Annotated in this window: 7 protein-coding genes (1 of these 7 only partly in view); 1 reads left to right on the top strand and 6 read right to left on the bottom strand. The window is 73.1% G+C overall.

The features are described 5' to 3' along the window. Positions 1 to 60: 60 nt before the first annotated feature. From ACGFSC_RS16535 to ACGFSC_RS16510, 6 genes are all read right to left on the bottom strand, one after another. Entirely contained in the window at positions 61 to 1,230 is a 1,170-nt protein-coding gene (locus tag ACGFSC_RS16535; protein ID WP_359897595.1) for an alpha-hydroxy acid oxidase, read from the bottom strand. Then, on the bottom strand, positions 1,227 to 2,324 hold the full coding sequence (hppD, locus tag ACGFSC_RS16530; RefSeq protein WP_359897596.1) for a 4-hydroxyphenylpyruvate dioxygenase: 1,098 nt from the start codon (positions 2,322 to 2,324) through the stop codon (positions 1,227 to 1,229). Before hppD ends, ACGFSC_RS16535 begins: the two co-directional genes overlap by 4 nt. A 134-nt stretch (positions 2,325 to 2,458) precedes the next feature. Continuing rightward, positions 2,459 to 2,671: an MbtH family protein gene (locus ACGFSC_RS16525; RefSeq protein ID WP_359897597.1), complete on the bottom strand. Its 213-nt coding sequence runs from the start codon at positions 2,669 to 2,671 to the stop codon at positions 2,459 to 2,461. A 56-nt stretch (positions 2,672 to 2,727) separates the two neighbouring features. Continuing rightward, on the bottom strand, positions 2,728 to 3,459 hold the full coding sequence (locus tag ACGFSC_RS16520) for an alpha/beta fold hydrolase (RefSeq protein ID WP_359897598.1): 732 nt from the start codon (positions 3,457 to 3,459) through the stop codon (positions 2,728 to 2,730). Positions 3,460 to 3,550: 91 nt separating this feature from the next. Continuing rightward, positions 3,551 to 4,792, bottom strand: a complete 1,242-nt coding sequence (locus tag ACGFSC_RS16515; RefSeq protein WP_359897599.1) for a PLP-dependent aminotransferase family protein — start codon at positions 4,790 to 4,792, stop codon at positions 3,551 to 3,553. 130 nt (positions 4,793 to 4,922) lie between these two features. Then, positions 4,923 to 6,218 carry a cysteate synthase gene (locus tag ACGFSC_RS16510; protein ID WP_359897600.1) on the bottom strand — a complete coding sequence of 432 codons (1,296 nt, stop codon included), beginning with the start codon at positions 6,216 to 6,218 and terminating at the stop codon, positions 4,923 to 4,925. 1,096 nt (positions 6,219 to 7,314) lie between these two features. Between ACGFSC_RS16510 and ACGFSC_RS16505 the strand changes: the two genes are divergently transcribed. Beyond that, positions 7,315 to 18,368, top strand: partial view of an amino acid adenylation domain-containing protein gene (locus tag ACGFSC_RS16505; protein ID WP_359897601.1) — the 5' portion only. 1,954 nt of this gene lie beyond the right edge of the window; the window shows 11,054 of its 13,008 coding nt (coding positions 1-11,054); the start codon lies at positions 7,315 to 7,317; its stop codon lies off the right edge, out of view.

The following is an 18,368-nucleotide window of genomic DNA, read 5'->3' as shown; positions in this document are numbered from 1 at the left end:
TGGTCCTCGGGTCGGTGGCGCCCGGAGCGTCGGGTCGGGTGGGGGCCGGGGCCCCCGGGGCTACCCGTGCGGCGCGGAGACCGTCCGCAACGGCGCGGAGGTGACCACGCGCAGGGACCGCGCGGCCTCGACCGAGTCGCAGCCGGCCAGTCCGAGCGCGTCCCGCAGCTCCTCGGTCAGCATGCGCAGGACGCCGCCGACCCCGGCCTGGCCGCCGGTGGCGAGGCCCCAGAACACCGGGCGGCCGACCAGGACGCCGTCGGCGCCGAGCGCCAGGGCCTTGACGATGTCGCTGCCGGTGCGCACCGCGCCGTCGACCAGGACCTCGCAGCGGCCGTCCACGGCGTCCCGGATCTCCGGGAGCACCGCCATCGGCGGTACGGCGCCGTCGAGTTGGCGCCCGCCGTGGTTGGAGACGACGATCGCGTCGACCCCCTGGTCCGCCGCCTGCCGGGCGTCCCGGGGATCGAGGAGGCCCTTGAGGACCAGCCGGAGTCCGGTGCGCTCGCGGAGCCGTTCGATGTGCCGCCAGGAGAGCGAGGCGGTCATGAAGGCCTTGGTGTGCTCCGCCACCGCGGACGTCCGGGACCGCTGGGCGTGGGCCCGGGAGGCCGAGCCGTCACCGAGGTGGGCGGCCTGGACGTCCAGCGGCAGGGTGAACTGGTTGCGCACGTCGCGCAGCCGGCGTCCCATCCAGGGCAGGTCCACGGTCAGCATCAGCGCCTCGCAGCCGGCCTGCTCGGCCCGGTCGACGAGGTCGAACAGCCTGGCCTCGTCGTTGAGCCAGTACAGCTGGAGCCAGAGCCGGCCGCCCTGGGCGGCGATCTCCTCCAGCGGGTAGCTGCTCAGGGTCCCGGTGACGAAGGGGACGCCGGCGTCCCGGGCCGCGCGGGCCACGGCGAGTTCGCCGTCCGGGTGCACCAGCCGGTGGTAGGCCATCGGGGCGACGGCGATCGGCGCCGCGGCGTCCCGGCCCAGCAGCGGGGACGCGGTGACGCAGTCGGCGACGTCCCGCAGGACCCGCGGCACCAGGTGGAGCAGGTCGAAGGCGTCGCGGTTGGCGCGCACCGAGGACTCCGTGCCGCTGCCGCCGGCGACGAAGTCCCAGATGTCCGGCGGCAGGACCGCGGCGGCGGCCCGCTCCAGGTCCTGGAGGCAGGCGGGTTCGCGCTGCCACCGGGCGGCGGGCTCGTCGCGGACCGCCGGGGTGGGGAAGGAGGGGGCGGTCACCGCGCGGCACCGCCCTGCTTCGCCCGGTCCAGCTCGACGGCCTCGTACAGCGCCTTGATGTTGGAGCTCCCGAAGGTCTCCGCGCCCAGGCGCTCGATGACCTCGAAGAAGAGGGTGCGGCGGGGGTGGGTGGAGCGGGTGAAGATCTGGAACAGCTGGCCGGCGTGGTCCTCGTCCACCAGCAGGTTCCACCGGCGCAGGTCCTCCAGCGGGTGGTTCTTCGGGGTCAGCCGCCGGCCGAGGAGGTCGTAGTAGGAGCCGGGGGCGGTCAGGAACCGCACTCCGCGCTCGGACAGGGCGGTGACGGAGCGCACGGCGTCCTCCACCGAGAAGGCGATGTGCTGCACGCCCGCGCCGCCGTGGCGGGCGAGGAACTCGTCGATCTGCCCGGGGTCGGCGGTGGTGTCGGGTTCGATGACGGTGAAGGTCACCGTTCCCGAGGGGCTCTGGACGACCTTGGAGTCCATCCCCTGGGCACCGGTGACGATGCGTTCCTCGAAGATGGTGTCGAAGCCCAGGACCCGGTTGTAGTGGTCGACGGTCGACTGGAGCTCGCCGGCGTCGACGCACACGGCGAAGTGGTCGATCCGCAGGAGGCCGACGGGCGGCGCGACCTCGCGCGCGGCGGCGAGGGCGGACGGGTCGACGACCAGTCCGTGGGGCAGCGCGGGCGGTGCGGCGCCGTCGTCCGGGACGAAGGTGTGCACGACGTCGCCGAAGCCGCCGACGGTCGCGGTGGTGCCGCCCGCCGGGTGCGGCGCCGGGGCGGCCACGGGCCGCGCGCCGCGCCGGGTGGCCTCGGCGAAGGCCGCGGTCACGTCGGGGACCCGCAGGGCGATGTCGGAGACCCCGTCACCGTGCCGCGCGGTGTAGGCGCCGGCGGGGTGGTCCGTGTCCCGGCTCTCGGTGAGGACGAGCGTGACGTCCCCCTGGGCGAGGGCGGTGCTCCTGAGGCCCGTTCCGGTCGCCACCTGCGGGGCGACGACCCGGAACGCGTACTGCCCGACCCAGGTGGCCGTGCCGGCCTCGATGTCGTCCACGCACAGCTCGACGTACTCGATGCCGAGGTTGCCGTAGACCGCGGACCCACTCACGTGATTCTCTCCTTGGAAATGTCGCAGGGCTCCACCGGCGCGGGGCGGGCGCGCCGGCCGCGCAGGCTCGGGTGGCGTGCCGTCCGTTGCCCGGGGCGGGCCGCCCCGGGCAGCGAACGGACGTGCGGCGGTGCTCAGTTGGCGGCCATGGCCTCGACCAGGCTCTTCGGGCGCATGTCCGTCCAGTTGGCCTCGACGTAGTCCAGGCACTCCTGGCGGCCGGCCTCGCCGAACGCGGTCTCCCAGCCGGCGGGCACCTCGACGGAGGCGGGCCACAGCGAGTGCTGCCCCTCCGCGTTGCGCAGCACCAGGTACGGGGCGTCGTTGTTCTCGAACGGGTTCGTCACTGTCGTCTTCCTTAGCGGTGGTGGTGACGGCGCCGCGGGTTCGCGGCGGCCTCGGTTCAGTGGGCGGCCGGGACGCCGAGCCGGGACAGCAGGTCCCGCAGCAGGCTGGCCTGCTGGTCGGTGAGGTAGAAGTGCCCGCCCTGGAAGGCCCGCGCGGTGAAGGACGCCCGCGTCACCGGGGCCCACGCGGCCACCGACCCGGCGTCGGTGTCGGCGTCCTCGTCCCCGTAGTACGCGACGACGGGGACGTCCAGGACGGCACCGGCGGGATCGGCCCGGTACTCCTCCACGATGCGGTAGTCGGCCCGGACCGCCGGGAGCACCAGTTCCAGCAGGTCCGGGTGGTCCAGCGCGGCCGTCTCCGTGCCGCCCAGCTCCTTCAGGTGCCGGACGAGTTCCCGGTCGGGCGCGGTCGCGTACGACTGCTCCGGGACGCTCTCCCGCCCGGGGCCGGACCGCCCGGAGACGAACAGGGCGGTGATCCGTGCGCCGTGCGCCTCCTGGAGCCGGCGGGCGGCCTCGAAGGCGACCGACGCGCCCATGCTGTGGCCGAAGAACGCCAGCGGCCGGTCGAGCAGCGGGAGGCACTCGGCGACCACCGGGGCCACCAGGGCCTCCATGGTCCGCGCGGGCGGTTCGAGCAGCCGGTCCTCCCGCCCCGGGTACCGCACGGCGAGCAGCTCCACGTCGTCGGGGAGGGACGGCCCCCACGCCCGGTAGAAGCTCGCCGCGCCGCCCGCGTGCGGGAAGCAGACGATCCGGGTGCGGGGCTCCGCCGACGGTTTCACTACTCGCAACCACTGGTGTGCTGGGCGCACGTCTTTCCTCTCAGCCTCGGTCTCGATGGCACCCCGGGGGCCCGCGGTGCGCGGGCCGGCCTCACCGCGCGGCGGCCGCGGCCTGCTCCCGGACGAAGCCGGCCAGCCGGTCCAGCCCCTCGTCGATCTCCGCGGGGAGCAGGTGGCTGAAGGACAGCCGCATCACGTGGCGCGGCTCGGAGTCCGCGTAGAAGTGGTGCAGCGGCGTCCACAGCACGCGGTGCCCGCCGGCGCTGAGCTCCAGCAGTTCGTCGCTCGCCGCGAAGGGCACGGTGAGCAGCAGGAAGAACCCGCCGCTCGGGGTGTTCCAGGAGACGCCGGGCACCTGTCCGGCGCCGAACCGCGCGGCCAGGCCGTCCAGCATCAGCCGGAGGTTCGCGCGGTACGTCTCCCGCTCGCGGGCGTTGGCCGCCCGCAGGCTGTGCCCGTTCTCCAGCAGCTTCCCGGCGATGACGGCCTGGGCGATCGGCGAGGTGTTCACCGTCGTCATGCTCTTGATCTTCGCCAGCTCGTCGGCCAGCAGGCCTGCCTCGCCCCGCGGGCCGGTGACGGGCTGGTCCGCGACCACGTAGCCGACCCGGGCGCCGGGGAGCCCGGTCTTGGCGAACGAGCCGAGGTAGACGACGCGTCCGTCGGTGTCGAGGGCCTTCATGGTGGGGGGCCCGTCGGGGTCGCCGAGCAGGCCGTACGGGTTGTCCTCCAGCACCAGGAGGTCGAGCTCCGCGGCGGCCCGCAGGGTCCGCAGCCGGTCCTCCCGGCTCATCCGCACCCCGCCGGGGTTGGCGAAGTCCGGTACGAGGTAGAGGGCCCGCGGGCGCCGGCCCGCCGCCCTGGCCTCCCGCACCACGGCGGTGAGGTGCGCCAGGTCGACGCCCGCCGCGGACTCCCGGACCGGGAGCAGCGGCATGTCGACGAGCTGGGCGGCCCCGTGCACCCCGACGTAGCTCGGCGTCACCGCGAGCAGCACGTCCTCGGGGGTGGCGCGCAGCGCCCGCAGGGTCAGGTAGAGCGCCTCCTGGCAGCCCACGGTGACCACGACGGCCTCCGGGTCCACCACGATGCCCTCGTCGACGGCCAGGTGGGCCGCGACCAGTTCGTGGATGACGCCCTTGGTGCGGCCGTACTGGAGGACGGTGCGCCGGACCTTCGCCTCGTCACCGTCGAAACGCTCGGAGAGGTGGCGGCGGTAGACGTCGAGGTGGCGGTGGACGTCGTCGAGGTCGAAGTAGCCCTCGAACGGCCGGCCCGCGGCGAAGGACACCGCGTCCGGGTAGTCCTGGGACACCTCGTTGAGAAAGTTCATCGACGCGCTCACCGGGGAGCCCAGCGATTCGTGCAGGTCCCGGACGTCGAGGGGCAGGGACGACCCTGCCACGGTGCGGTTGCCCAACGGGCCCACTTCCCTTCTGACGGTTCGGCTCGGAGGTTCCGGCTCAGCGCACGGAGGCAACGGCGCGCGGTCGGCTGCCGGTCGCGAAGGCGTCCAGCACGCGCGCCGCGACCTCGTCGGGGGAGTCGCCGCGCGAGACCAGCCACGCCCGCGGCGCGGCGGCCGGGGCGTCGGCGTACAGCCTCCGGCGTCCGCCGCCCGTCACGTTGAGCAGGCAGGTCGCGTCCGGCGCGAGCCGCCCGTCCCGGACGGCGTCGCGCAGCGCCGCCACGGCGACGGCGGCCGCCGGCTCGATGTCGATGCCCTCCAGCTCCTCGAACACCGCCCTGGCCGCCTCCGCCTCCGCGCGGCCGGCGACCAGCATGTCGCCGGAGCCGGCGCGCAGGACGTCCCGGACACCGCCGCCGACGAGGTAGGGGGGCGTCGCGTTGGCGAGCTCCGGGGCGTAGAGGTCGAGCGGTGCCGCGGCCCGCGCCGGGTCCTCCGGCTGCCCCTGCCACGCCCGGTCGAGCGGGGCGAAGTCCGCGTTCTGGCACAGGAGCATCCGCGGGACCGACTGTCCGTCGGCGGCACCGGAGGCGATGACGCGCTCGGCGGCCTCGTGGACGGCGATCGCCCCGGCGCCGCTTCCCACCGCCTGGACGTAGACCTCGGGAAGGACCCCCATCTCCTCGAAGGCGGCGAGGGCGACCACGCCCAGCCCGTCGCGGCGGCCGACGTTGCGGACCCCGCCCTCGGCGAAGAACCCGGGACCGCAGGCGATCAGCTTCCGGCTGAAGTCGATCGCGTCGTTGTAGGTGGCGTCCTCCAGCGCGACCACCTGGACGTCCGCCGACCCCGCGTCGGCGGCCGCCACGGCCGGCAGTGCCCGGCTCGGGACCACCAGCAGCCGGGGGACTCCCTCGCTCCGGGCCGCGGCGAAGGCCGCCGCGGTGTTGCCGGCCGAGGCGATGACCATCACACCGGCCTGTTCGGGGGTGCGTCCCAGCACCGCGAAGGCCTCGAGCTCCTTGAAGGAGCCGGAGGTCATCCGGCAGCCGCGTTCGGGCCAGTACCCGCTGAAGGAGATCCACAGGTCGGTCAGGCCGAGGGCCTTCCCGAGGCCCTCGCTCCGGTAGACGGCCGGCCGGTGGGAGCCGTCGACCTCGCGTCGGACCGGCAGCCAGCCGTAGCGGAAGATGCCGGACCGCTCCGGCGTGACGGTGAACCGCTGTTCCGCGTACTCGCTGCGCAGCAGGGTGTCGTCCCCGCATCGCGGGCAGCTCAGGCAGAGCCCGTCGTCGGAGCTCCGCCAGTCGCAGCCGGCGCAAACGAGCAGGTAGGTACAAGCAGGATCCACGAGGGTGCGTTCCTTTCGCGTCGAACGGCGTCCCCGCCGTGGGCGCGCCTGTCCGCGGACATCGCGGACCGGCCCCTGCCGCACGGTCGGAGGCATGCGTGTTCAGCCCTTTTCCGGCGCGCACCGGGACTTGCCGGGCACGCCGAAGTGCGACGCGCGACAATCGCGGCGTCGATATCCGGAAAAAGGGAAAAGACTGCCTGATAAACGCCTCGGCGGGCCTTCGGACGGAAGGGGGCCGATGGGCTTTATGACATGTTCAGGACAGATTTCAGAGAGGTGTGGCCCCGAAAAGAAGGATTGCTGTGGACCCTGTTGAAATGGGTCGGAAACTGTTCATCATACCCCGTTGTCCCCCGACGTGTGCAGCAAGCGTGTTCTGCAGGCTTGCGAGTGACCAGCATAGACGCCGCAATCGCAGTTTTCCTGTGACCGGGCTCACATTGCAGGGCTTCTGAAGATCGACTTTACTGTCCTGACGCCTGCTCAGGAGCCCGTCGGATGTTGGCCGAGTCTGCCATCCGGACGCGGGAGCGGCGATCGCCGCGCATGGTTCATCATGTGCGCTTCGCGTGGCGAAGTGTCGGCAATACGGGGGAAAGTCAATGTGTGAGCGTTGTGGCGGGAATGGTCTCGCCGGATGTACCGAAGAGGGTCCTTCGATTCGCGGGCGGGGCCGTCGGCCCATTCCACGCAGGGGGGGTTCTGCGTCAATGCCCGCCGTTTTCTCCACACTTCTTTCGCCGGCGCTTCACTGACGCGTCGGCCGGTCCGCGCCAGGATTGATCCGAAAGCGGACAGACCATGACCGGCCGCCCGGGATTCCCGCGGTTCCGGTTTCCCCGAGGGGGGCGGTTCGGGCTGCCCGGCGCCGGAGCGGCCGCCGGCCGGCCCGCCCGCGTCCCCCGTCGCCCGCCCGATTCCGCGCCCGGCCGCCCCTCCTCCGAAGGGTCCGGCCGAGGCCTCGGCCTGCCGTCGCGGCGGCCTCCCGGCACCGGCACCTCCCGCGGGAGGCCCCTGCCCCGAGGCCGGACGACCCCGGGCCCCGCACGCACGCACGCGTGGAAACACGCTCACAACGGGACGATGGAGTGGTATGAGCACGTCAGAAGTCGGCGTCGCGTACAAGGAGCTCTCTGCCGCGCAGCGAGGCATCTGGAACGCTCAGCAACTCGACCCGGACAACCCCGTCTACAGCGTGGCCCAGTGCCTGGAGATCGAAGGGGACCTGGACCCGCAGCTGTTCGAGCGGGCCGTGCGGGAGATCACCGCACGGGTCGAACCCCTCCACGTGCGCTTCACCGGATCGGGCACCTCGCTGCGCCAGTACGTGGCCGTCTCGGACGACTGGCCGCTGCACACCTTCGACGTCAGCGCCGAGCGCGACCCGGTCGCCGCCGCCGAGGCCTGGATGCGCGCCGACCTGGCCCGGCCGATGCGGCTGGACCGCGACCGCCTCTTCACCTACGCCCTGTTCCGCGTCGCCGCCGACCGCCACCTCTGGTACCAGCGCGGCCACCACATCGCCGCCGACGGCTTCAGCGGCGCCATCGTCGCCTCGCGGGTGGCCGCCCACTACACCGCCCTCGCGGCCGGCGGTCCGGTGCCCGAGCCGCGGACGGTGCCGCTGGACACCCTCCTGGACAGGGACACCGAGTACCGCGCCTCGGCGAGCTTCGCCGAGGACCGCGCCTACTGGGCCGAAACCCTGGCCGACCGCCCGGACATGCCCAGCCTCAGCGGCGGACGCCCGCCCGTCGGCACCCCGCACACCCTGGCCCGGCACGCCGAGACCGTCGACGCCGAGACCTCCGCGCACCTCCGCACGGCCGCACGCGGTCTGCGGACCACCGTCTCCGGCCTGGCCATCGCCGCCTCCGTGCTCTGCTTCCACCGCCTGACCGGCGTCGAGGACGTCGTCATCGGCGTCCCCGTCCTCGGCCGGAGCCGCCAGGAACTCGACGTCCCCGGCATGGCGGCCAACATGCTGCCGATCCGGGTGGCCGTGTCGGACGACCTCACCCTCCAGCAGCTCGTCCGGCGGGTCGGGACCGCGATCCGCACCGCGCTGCGCCACCAGCGGTACCGCTACGAGGACATCCTCCGGGACCTCGGGCTGGTCGGCCGCGGCAACCTGTTCAGCCTGGTCATGAGCGCCATGCCGTTCGACTACGACCTCGCCTTCGGCAACTGCTCGGTCCGGCTGAAGCCGCTGGGCGGCGGCCACTTCAACGACTTCTCGCTGTCGCTCTACGACAACTCCACCGACGGCCTCATCGGCATCGCCTCGGACGTCAACCCCGAGCTCTACAGCGACGACACCAACCGCGCCAAGGTGGCGCTCTTCCGCAACACCCTGCTGGCGATGGCCGCCGCCCCCGCCGACACCCCCCTCCGTCGGATCGAGGTGTTGGGCGAGGCGGAGCGGGAGCTGGTGCTGTTCGGGTGGAACGACACGGCGCGTGAGGTGCCGGCGGTGACGCTGCCGGAGCTGTTCGAGGCGCAGGCGGTGCGGACGCCGGGTGCGGTGGCGGTGTCGGACGCTGCGGGTGGTGTGACGTACGGGGAGTTGAACGAGCGGGCGAACCGGTTGGCGCACCTGCTGGTCGGGGGTGGTGTGGGGCCGGAGGACCTGGTCGCGGTGTGCCTGCCGCGCTCGGTGGAGCTGGTGGTGGCGCTGCTCGCGATCGGCAAGACGGGGGCGGCGTACCTGCCGCTGGACCCGGAGTACCCGGTCGAGCGGCTGGCGGCGACGATGGCGGACGCCCGGCCGTCGGTGCTGGTCGCCTCCGGTGCGACGGCGGGGCTGGGCCTGGGCGTTGACGCCGGGGTGCGGCGGATCGACCTGGACGCCGCGGAGACCGCCGATGCGCTGAGCGTGCTGCCGGTGTCGGATCCGGAGCGTGCGGGCCACTGTCCGGAGAGTCCGGCGTATGTCATTTACACCTCGGGGTCGACGGGTCGGCCGAAGGGTGTGGTGGTGACGCAGGCGGGCCTGGTGAATTACGTGGTCCGGTGTGTGGAGGTGTATCCGGAGGTCGCGGGGCTGACGGTGCTGCACGCGTCGGTGTCGTTCGACGCGGGTGTGACGGGTCTGTACGGGGCTCTGGTGTGCGGTGGCGAGGTGGTGGTCGCCGCGTTGGACGATGCTCTGCCGGGTGTGTTGGGCGGTCGTCGGCCGTCGTTCATGAAGGTGACGCCGAGCGCGCTGGCGGTGCTGGACTCGCTGGGCGGCGCGGTGAGTCCGTCGGGCCGGCTGATGGTGGGCGGTGAGGCGGTCCAGGCGGCGGCGGTGGCGCAGTGGCGCGAGCGTCATCCGGGTGTCGTGGTGGTGGACCACTACGGTCCGACGGAGGCGACGGTCGGCTGCACCGACTTCGTGCTTCCGGAGGTGCTGGACGGGTCGGAGGTCGTGCCGATCGGACGGCCGATGTGGAACACCCGGGCATATGTGCTGGATTCCGGGCTGCGTCCGGTTCCGGTGGGTGCGGCGGGTGAGCTGTACATCGCCGGTGTCCAGCTGGCGCGCGGCTACCTGGGCCGTCCGGACCTGACGGCGGAGCGCTTCGTGGCCTGCCCGTTCGGTTCGGTCGGGGAGCGGATGTACCGCACCGGCGACCTGGCCCGCTGGCGCGCCGACGGCACGCTGGAGTACCTGGGCCGCACCGACGACCAGGTCAAGGTGCGCGGCTACCGCATCGAGCTGGGCGAGATCGAGTCCGCCCTGCTCGGCCAGGCGGGCGTGGCCCAGGGAGTGGTGATCGTCCGGGAGGACGTCCCCGGCGACAAGCGGCTGACCGCCTACGCCGTCCCGGACCTGGACGCGGACGTGGAGCTGGACGCCGTCGCGCTGCGGGACGCGCTCGCGACGGCGCTTCCCGACTACATGGTCCCGTCCGCGGTCGTACTGCTGGAGGCGCTCCCGCTGACCGTCAACGGCAAGCTGGACCGCCGCGCCCTCCCGGCCCCGGACCGGACCGCCGAGCTGGAGGCCTCCTACCGCGCGCCCCGGACGCCCGAGGAGACCCTCCTGTGCGAGGCGTTCGCCGAGGTCCTCGGGCTGGAGCGGGTCGGCGTCGACGACAACTTCTTCGAACTCGGCGGGCATTCGCTGCTGGCGGTGACGCTGGTGGAGCGGCTGCGTTCCCGCGGCCTGCAGGTGTCGGTGAAGGCGCTGTTCCAGGCTCCGACGCCGGCCGGACTGGCGGCCGTGGACGCGGGCCAGGCGTTCGTGGTGCCGGAGAACCGGATCCCGAGCGACGCGACCGTTCTGACGCCGGACATGGTCACGCTGGCCGAGGTCACCGAGGACGATCTCGCGCGGATCGTGGAGCAGGTCCCGGGCGGTGCGGCGAACGTCGCCGACGTCTACCCGCTGGCGCCGCTGCAGGAGGGGATCTTCTTCCACCACCTGCTGGACGCCGACCAGGGCCGCGACGTCTACACGCTGCCGACGGTGCTGGCCTTCGACTCGCGGGAGCGGGTCGACGGATTCGTGTCCGCGGTGCAGGCGGTGGTGGACCGGCACGACATCCTGCGGACGGCGGTGCTGTGGGAGGGACTGTCCCAGCCGCTGCAGGTCGTGCTGCGGCAGGCGCCGCTGGTGGTGTCCGAGGTCGCCCTGGCGGCCGGTGCCGGTGACGAAGCGGTCGCCCGGCTGCTGGCGGCGTGCCCGCCGTCGATGGACATCCGCCGGGCGCCTCTTCTTGATCTGACCATCACTCAGGACGCTTCTGGTGGCCGGTGGTTGGTCGTGCTTCGCAGCCACCACCTGATCCGCGACCACCAGGCGCTGGAAGTCCTGCTGGACGAGGTGCGGGCGCACCTGGAGCAGGAGGAGGACCGGCTGCCGGAGCCGGCGCCGTACCGCGACTTCGTCGCGCACGCGCGCCTGGCGGTCACCGCAGAGCAGCACCGCGCGTTCTTCGAGCGGGCGCTCGGGGAGGTGGAGGAGTCGACCGCGCCGTACGGCGTTCTGGACACGCACGGCGAAGGCGGCGAGGTCGGTGAGACGATCGTCGAGCTGTCGGACGAACTGGCCGATCATGTGCGGAAGTTGGCTCGCCTGAACGGTGTGAGCGCGGCCGCGTTCTTCCACCTGGCGTGGGCACGGGTCGCGGCGGCGACGACGGGGCAGACGCATCCGGTGTTCGGAACCGTGCTGCTCGGCCGGATGGACGCGGGAGGTGCGGCGAGCCGTACGCCGGGCCTGTACATCAACACGCTGCCGATCCGGGTCGACGCCACCCAGCGACTTGGCGACGGACTGCGGGCAGCACAGGCGCAGTTGGCCGAACTGCTGACGCACGAGCATGCCCCGCTGTCCCTCGCCCAGCAGGCGACCAGCCTGCCGGCGCAGAGCCCGCTGTTCACCTCGATCCTCAACTACCGTCACAGCAAGCCGCGTTCCGAGTTCGGTCGGGGGAACCTGCCGGAGACCGGGATCGCGGGCATCGACATCCTGTACGCCCATGAGGGCAACAACTACCCGTTGACGGTGTCGGTGGACGACACCGGTGTCGGGTTCCGGTTCACGGTGCAGGCGTGTGCGCCGATGGACTCGGACGTGGTCTGCGGTCTGCTGTGCACGGCCGTGGGGAACCTGGTCGGCGGGCTGGAGGAGGACTCCGCCGACACGCTCGACCGGATCGCCGTTCTGGACGCCGGGCAGCGGGAGTTGGTGCTGCGCGGCTGGAACGACACGGCGCGTGAGGTGCCGGTGGGGACGCTGCCGGGGCTGTTCGAGGCGCAGGTGGCGCGGACGCCGGATGCGGACGCGGTGGTGTTCGGCAGTGGTGCGGCGCGTGAGGTCGTGTCGTACACGGAGCTGAACGAGCGGGCGAACCGCTTGGCGCACCTGCTGGTTGAGGCCGGCGTTGGGCCGGAGCACCTGGTGGCGGTGTGTCTTCCGCGCTCGACCGAGCTGGTCGTGTCGCTGGTGGCGATCGAGAAGGCCGGGGCGGCGTATCTGCCGCTGGACCCGGACTACCCGGCGGAGCGCCTGGCCTCCACTCTGGAGGACGGCCGTCCGACGGTGCTGGTCACTGACAGTGTGACGATGGTCGGGGAGCTGGCGGCTGGTGTCCGGCGGATCGACCTGGACAGCCCAGACACCGTCAACGCCCTGAGTGTGCAGGCGGTTTCGAACCCGGGGCGGGTGGGCCACGGCCCGCAGAGCCCGGCGTACGTGATCTACACGTCCGGTTCCACCGGCCGCCCGAAGGGTGTGGTGGTCGCGCACGACGGTGTGGTGAACCGTTTGGCGTGGATGCAGGACGACTACGGCCTGACGTCGTCGGATCGGGTGCTGCAGAAGACTCCGGTCGGGTTCGACGTCTCCGTGTGGGAGTTCTTCTGGCCGCTGACCACCGGCGCCACCCTGGTGGTCGCACGTCCGGACGGTCACCGTGATCCGGCGTACCTGGCGGAGGTGATCCGCGCGGAGGGCGTGACGGTCACGCACTTCATTCCGTCGATGATGCAGGTGTTCCTGCTGGAGCCGGCCGCGCGGACCTGTACTTCTCTGCGGGCGGTGTTCGCGAGTGGTGAGGCGCTGTCGCCGGAGCTGCGCGACGCGTTCCTGCGGGATGTTGGTGTTCCGCTGCACAACCTGTACGGGCCGACGGAGGCGTCGATCGACGTCACCGCCTGGGAGTGCGTGCCGGGGACGGCGACCGTGCCGATCGGCGGCCCGGTCGGCAACACCCGGGTGTACGTGCTGGACGCGGCCCTGCGGCCGGTCCCGGTCGGTGTTCCCGGTGAGTTGTACCTCGCCGGTGTGCAGTTGGCACGGGGCTACCTGAACCGTCCGGGTCTGACGGCGGAGCGGTTCGTGGCCTGCCCGTTCGGCGAGGCGGGGGAGCGGATGTACCGCACCGGTGACCTCGCCCGCTGGCGCGAGGACGGCACGCTCGACTACCTGGGCCGCACGGACGACCAGGTGAAGGTGCGTGGTTACCGCATCGAGCTGGGCGAGATCGAGGCGGCCGTGCTCGGTCGGCCGGGTGTCGCCCAGGCCGCCGTGATCGTCCGCGAGGACGTCCCGGGCGACAAGCGCATCGCCGCCTACGTCGTCCCCGCCGCCGGTGCGGAGATCGACACTGCCGAGATCAGGGCCGGGCTGGGCGCCGTCCTGCCCGAGTACATGGTCCCGTCCGCGATCATGGCGCTGGACGCGCTCCCGCTGACCGTCAACGGCAAGCTCGACCGCCGCGCTCTCCCGGCCCCCGAGATCACCGCGATCCAGGAGGCCTACCGCGCGCCGCGCACGGCGGACGAGGAACTGCTCTGCGAGGTGTTCGCCGAGGTCCTGGGCCTGCCCCAGGTGGGCATCGACGACAACTTCTTCGAGCTGGGCGGGCATTCGCTGCTGGCGGTCACCCTGGTCGAGCGGCTGCGCTCGCGCGGCCTGCACGTCTCGGTGCGGGCGCTCTTCCAGGCCCCGACGGCGGCCGGACTCGCGGCCGTCGATACCGGCCGGGCCTTCGTGGTGCCGGAGAACCGGATCCCGCAGGACGCCACCGCCCTCACCCCGGACATGGTCACGCTGGCCGAGCTGAGCCAGGCGGACCTCGACCGGATCGTGGAACAGGTCCCCCGCGGTGCGGCGAACATCGCCGACATCTACCCGCTGGCGCCGCTGCAGGAGGGGATCTTCTTCCACCACCTGCTGGACGCGGACCAGGGCCGCGACGTCTACATCGTCCCGGTCGTTCTGGGCTTCGACTCCCGCGAGCGCGTCGACGCGTTCGTGACCGCGCTTCAGCGCGTCGTCGACCGGCACGACATCCTGCGGACGGCCGTGCTGTGGGAGGGCATCTCCCAGCCGCTCCAGGTGGTCCTGCGCCAGGCGCCGTTGGCGGTCGAGGAGGTCGTCCTCACCGGGGACCAGGGCGAGGACGCGGTGGCCCGGCTGCTGGCGGCCTGCCCGCCGTCGATGGACATCCGTCAGGCGCCGATGCTCGATCTGACGATCACCCACATCACCTCCGATGGGCTCTGGTTGGTCGCTCTGCGCAGCCACCACCTGATCCGCGACCACCAGGCGCTGGAGATCCTGTTGGACGAGGTGCGCGCGCACCTGGAGCAGGATGTCGAGCGGCTGCCGGAACCGGCGCCGTACCGCGACTTCGTCGCGCACGCGCGCCTGGCGGTCACCGCCGACCAGCACCGCGCCTACTTCGAGCGCGCCCTCGGCGAGGTCGAGGAGCCCACCGCGCCGTACGGCGTCCTGGGCACCCGCGGCGACGGCAGTGACACCGGCGAGGCGATCGTCGAGCTGTCGGCCGAACTGGCCGACCGGGTGCGGGAGTCGGCACGTCGTCACGGTGCCAGTGCCGCCGCGCTGTTCCACCTCGCCTGGGCGCGCGTCGCCGCCGCCACGACCGGGCAGACGCATCCGGTGTTCGGCACCGTGCTGCTCGGCCGGATGGACGCCGGGGACACGGCGAGCCGCACCCCGGGCCTGTTCATCAACACCCTGCCGATCCGGATCGACGCCACCCGGCCGCTGGACGCCGGACTGCGCGCCGTCCAGGTCCAGTTGGGCGAGCTGCTGCGGCACGAGCACGCTCCGCTGGCGCTCGCCCAGCAGGTGGCCGGACTCCCCGCCCAGAGTCCGCTGTTCACCTCGCTCCTCAACTACCGCCACAGCAGGCCGCGTTCGGATTCCGGTCAGGGGAGCCTGCTGGAGACCGGGATCGCGGGCATCGACATCCTGTACGCCCACGAGCGGAACAACTACCCGGTGACGGCCTCGGTGGACGACACCGGCGTCGGCTTCCGGCTCACGGTGCACGCGGCCGAGCCGATCGACTCCGACACCGTCTGCGGCCTGCTGCACACCGCCGTCGAGAACCTGGTCGGCGCCCTGGAGGCGCACCCCGCCGCCACGCTGGACACGGTCGCCGTCCTGGACGACCGTCGGCAGGACCAGCTGCTGCGCGGCTGGAACGACACCGCGCGGGAGCTGCCGGCCGCGACGCTGCCGGAGCTGTTCGAGGCGCAGGTCGCCCGGACGCCGGACGCGGTCGCGTTGGTGCGCACGCGCGCCATGGACCCGGACACCACGGACACCCCGGATACCACGGACACCCCGGGCCACGAGACGCTGACCTACGCCGAACTCGACGCGCGCGCGGGCCGGCTGGCCCGCGTCCTGGCCGGCTACGGGGTCGGGCCGGAGGCGCTGGTCGCTGTCGGCATGCACCGGTCCACGGAGCTGGTCACCACCTTCCTGGCGATCGCCAAGGCGGGCGGCGTGTTCGTCCCGCTGGACCTGCGTTCGCCCGAGGCGCGGACGGCGGCCGTCCTGGCGGACGCCCGTCCGCACCTGCTGGTGGCCGACTCCGCCCTGCGGGAGCACGAGGTCGTGCGCACGGCCGAGGCGCAGGGCACCCGGGTGGTCCTCGTCGACGCCGACGTCCTCGCCGCGCCCGCAGCGGACGGCTCGGACGGCTCGGACACCATGGAGCCCGTGAGCCCGACGCGGGTGCTGCCGGACCAGGCGGCGTACATCATGTACACCTCCGGCTCCACCGGCACCCCCAAGGGCATCGTCACCACGCACGCCGACGTCGCCGCCCTCGTGCGGGACTCGCGCTGGAACGTCGGCCCGGCCGACCGCGTGCTGTTCCACGCCCCGCACGCCTTCGACGCGTCCACCTACGAGCTGTGGGTCCCGCTCGTCCACGGCGGCAGCGTCTCCGTCGCGCCGGAGGTCAGGCTCGACAGCGCCACCCTGCACCGGCTGATCGTCGACACCCGGGCCACCCACGTCCATGTCACGGCCGGGCTCTTCCGCGTCATCAGCGAGGAGAGCCCCGAGATCTTCGCCGACGTGACGGAGGTCCTCACGGGCGGCGACGTCGTGCCGCCCACCGCGGTCGCGCGGCTGCTCGACGCCCTCCCGCACCTGACCGTCCGCCACCTGTACGGCCCGACCGAGACCACGCTGTGCGCCACCCAGCACCCGATGGCCGCCCGGGCCGAGCTCGGGCACACGCTGCCCATCGGCAGCCCGATGGACGACACCCGGGTGTACGTGCTGGACGCCGCGCTGCGGCCGGTGCCGGTGGGGGTGCCCGGCGAGCTGTACATCGCCGGCACCGGGCTGGCCCGGGGCTACCTGAACCGTCCGGGCCTGACCGCGGAGCGCTTCGTGGCCTGCCCGTTCGGCGGGGCCGGGGATGGGCCCCTCGCCCCCAGCCCGGCGGCTGGGAGGTGCCCCCAGCCCGGTGGCGGGCAAGGAGGGAGGATGTACCGCACGGGCGACCTCGCCCGCTGGCGCGAGGACGGCACGCTCGACTACCTGGGCCGCACCGACGACCAGGTGAAGATCCGCGGCTTCCGGATCGAGTTGGCGGAGATCGAGTCCGCCCTGCTCGCCCGGCCGGGCGTGGCCCAGGGCGTGGTGATCGTCCGCGAGGACGTCCCCGGCGACAAGCGGCTGACCGCCTACGTGGTGCCCGAGGCGGGTGCGGCGGTGGACTCCGCCGCCCTGCGCGCGGAGCTGGCGGCGGTGCTGCCGGACTACATGGTCCCGTCCGCGGTGCTCGCCCTGGAGGCGCTGCCGCTGACGGCCAACAGCAAGCTGGACCGCCGCGCTCTCCCGGCCCCGGACCACGCGGCGGCGCTGGGGGCGTCCTACCGGGCGCCGCGGACACCGGAGGAGCAGCTGCTGTCCGAGGCGTTCGCGGACGTCCTGGGCCTGCCGCAGGTCGGCGTCGACGACGACTTCTTCGAGCTGGGCGGGCACTCGCTGCTGGCCACCCGGCTGGTCAGCCGGGTCCGTTCGGCCCTGCGGGTGGAACTGCCGCTGCGGGTGGTCTTCGAGAGCCCCACCGTGGCCGCGCTGGCGCCCCGGCTGTCGAAGGCGGAGCAGGCCGCGCCCGCGCTGGTCGCCACCGCCCGTCCGGACGTGGTGCCGCTCTCCCTGGAGCAGCGCCGGATGTGGTTCCTCAACGAGCTGGACGGCGCGAACGCGGCCTACAACATCCCGCTGGCGCTGCGGTTCGCGGGCGCCCTGGACCGGTCGGCGCTGGCGGACGCCCTGCGGGACGTGGTGGCGCGGCACGAGGTGCTGCGGACGGTCTTCCCGGCTCCGGCGGGGGAGCCGCGGCAGCGGGTCCTCGCCGTGGACGAGTACCGCTGCGAGCTCGCGGTGGTGGAGGTGGCCGCGGCCGACGTCGACGGGCTGCTGGCCCGGGCGGCCGCCCGCCCGTTCGACCTGGCCACGGAGATCCCGATCCGGGCGACCCTGTTCGAGGTCGGGCCCGAGGAGCACGTCCTGCTGGTGGTGATCCACCACATCGCCGGCGACGGCTGGTCGATGCGCCCGCTGGCCCAGGACCTCTCGTCCGCCTACACGGCGCGCAGCACCGGCGGCGCGCCCGACTGGGCCCCGCTCCCGGTGCAGTACGCCGACTACACGGTGTGGCAGCGCGAGCTGCTCGGCGCGGACGACGACCCGGGCAGCGTGCTGAACCGTCAGCTCGCCTACTGGGAGAAGACGCTCGACGGCACCCGGCAGCAGCTGGAGCTGCCGGCGGACCGTCCGCGCCCGGCGGCGCTGACCCACCGCGGCGGGGTCGTCGAGCTGACCGTCCCGGCCGCCCTGCACGAGGAGCTGACCAGGCTCGCCCGGGCCGAGGGCGTGACCATGTTCATGGTGCTCCAGGCGGCCCTGGCCACGATGCTGTCCCGGCTCGGCGCGGGGGAGGACATCCCGATCGGCACGGCGGTCGCCGGGCGTACGGACGCGGCCATGGACGACATGGTCGGGTTCTTCGTCAACACCCTGGTCCTGCGGACGGACCTCTCCGGTTCGCCGACGTTCTCCGGCCTGCTCAACCGGGTCCGCGAGGCGGGACTGGAGGCGTTCGCGCACCAGGACGTCCCGTTCGAGCGCCTGGTGGAGAGCCTGGCCCCTGCTCGCTCGCTGACCCACCACCCGCTGTTCCAGGTCATGCTGGTCCTCCAGAACAACGAGGGGGCCACGCTCGACCTGCCCGGGCTGGACGTCAGCGGCCTGCCGAACGGCAGCTGGCCGGCCAAGTACGACCTCGACTTCACCTTCGAGGAGCGCTTCACCGCCGACCGGCGCCCGGCCGGCCTGCGGGGCCGCATCGTCTACGCCCGGGACCTCTTCGA

Source organism: Kitasatospora sp. NPDC048715 (assembly GCF_043198905.1).
GTDB classification, from domain to species: Bacteria; Actinomycetota; Actinomycetes; order Streptomycetales; family Streptomycetaceae; genus Kitasatospora; species Kitasatospora lactacystinica.
This window is presented reverse-complemented; position numbering and strand designations above follow the sequence as displayed.

Coding starts and splice junctions, on each gene's coding strand:
- ACGFSC_RS16515 (WP_359897599.1), bottom strand. CDS start 4,792: ATGAACTTTCTCAACGAGGTGTCCCAGGACTACCCGGACGCGGTGTCC.